This is a genomic window from Aliivibrio sp. SR45-2, assembly GCF_963890165.1.
GTDB classification, from domain to species: Bacteria; Pseudomonadota; Gammaproteobacteria; order Enterobacterales; family Vibrionaceae; genus Aliivibrio; species Aliivibrio salmonicida.
The window spans coordinates 1-903 of the sequence record NZ_CAWPRC010000080.1 but is presented as its reverse complement, the minus strand read 5'-3'; the positions used below and the strand labels follow the sequence as shown (position 1 = coordinate 903).

Below are 903 nucleotides of genomic sequence, written 5' to 3'. Positions count from 1 at the left end.
GCTCTTTAATACCGAATAGTAGTATAGAAAAACAATTCATTGATGATGTTAAAGGTGGGAATAAAGAGGCATCACTGTTTGTAAAATGCTGGTTGAAATATATAGACTTAAGTACAACGAAAACCAAGTTACATACATTATGTGGCAACCCATACGAAAATTAGGTTGGTTCCATTCTTAATTCGTTTATTGTTTATTGTTTATATATTGTTATAAACGAAGTTAAATAGAGTGGTATTTAATAAAGTAAGACATAATGATCTTATGTAAGATATATTCCCACACAAAACTGTTACGGTGTAACTTGAATCTGAATTATTGCAGTAGTGTTACTAAATATCGTTCTTTTTAAGGCAAGGTACTTAACGGTTTTTATTTTAATTTCATTGAATGGTTAATATAATTAAATATGTTTTAATTTATTCTATTATCCTTATTTTTTAATAGTAAGTTATTGACATTAAACGTAAATAGGTTTATTTATGTTGAGTATATATTAGGTGATTATTAAGTGAGTAATATATGATTGTTAAACTTAATGAAATCTATTGGAATCCGATATCAAAAAAATTATACGATTCTTTAGATGATGCTGTTAGTTGTAAAAATGAATACGGTTCAACGACACCTTTAGTTTCGTCAATTTTGAATTTATTGATTCAAGAATACCCTTTAGTTTGTAAAAATGAAAATATAAAAAACATTTTATGGGGTACACAATGGATATCAAATGAAAGTATCCCTCAATTAATTAAACGAACTAGAGTTGCGATTAAAGATATAGATAGAGATGTTATAGAGAATATTAAAGGAAATGGATACAAAATAAATAAAGTAGAGAAAATTTCGTTACAGGTAGATATTCAAGAAGATGATATAGATGTATTAGTAGAAGAAGAGCCT

Annotated in this window: 2 protein-coding genes; both read left to right on the top strand. The window is 26.5% G+C overall.

The window, feature by feature from the left end; all coding sequences use genetic code 11:
* Window positions 1-8: 8 nt before the first annotated feature.
* Complete coding sequence (maoP, locus tag AACV33_RS03820) at window positions 9-164, top strand: DUF413 domain-containing protein (RefSeq protein ID WP_339379714.1); 156 nt, start codon at window positions 9-11, stop codon at window positions 162-164.
* 358 nt (window positions 165-522) lie between these two features.
* Window positions 523-903: winged helix-turn-helix domain-containing protein (locus tag AACV33_RS03815; protein ID WP_182700739.1), on the top strand; the 381-nt coding region annotated here is incomplete at its 3' end.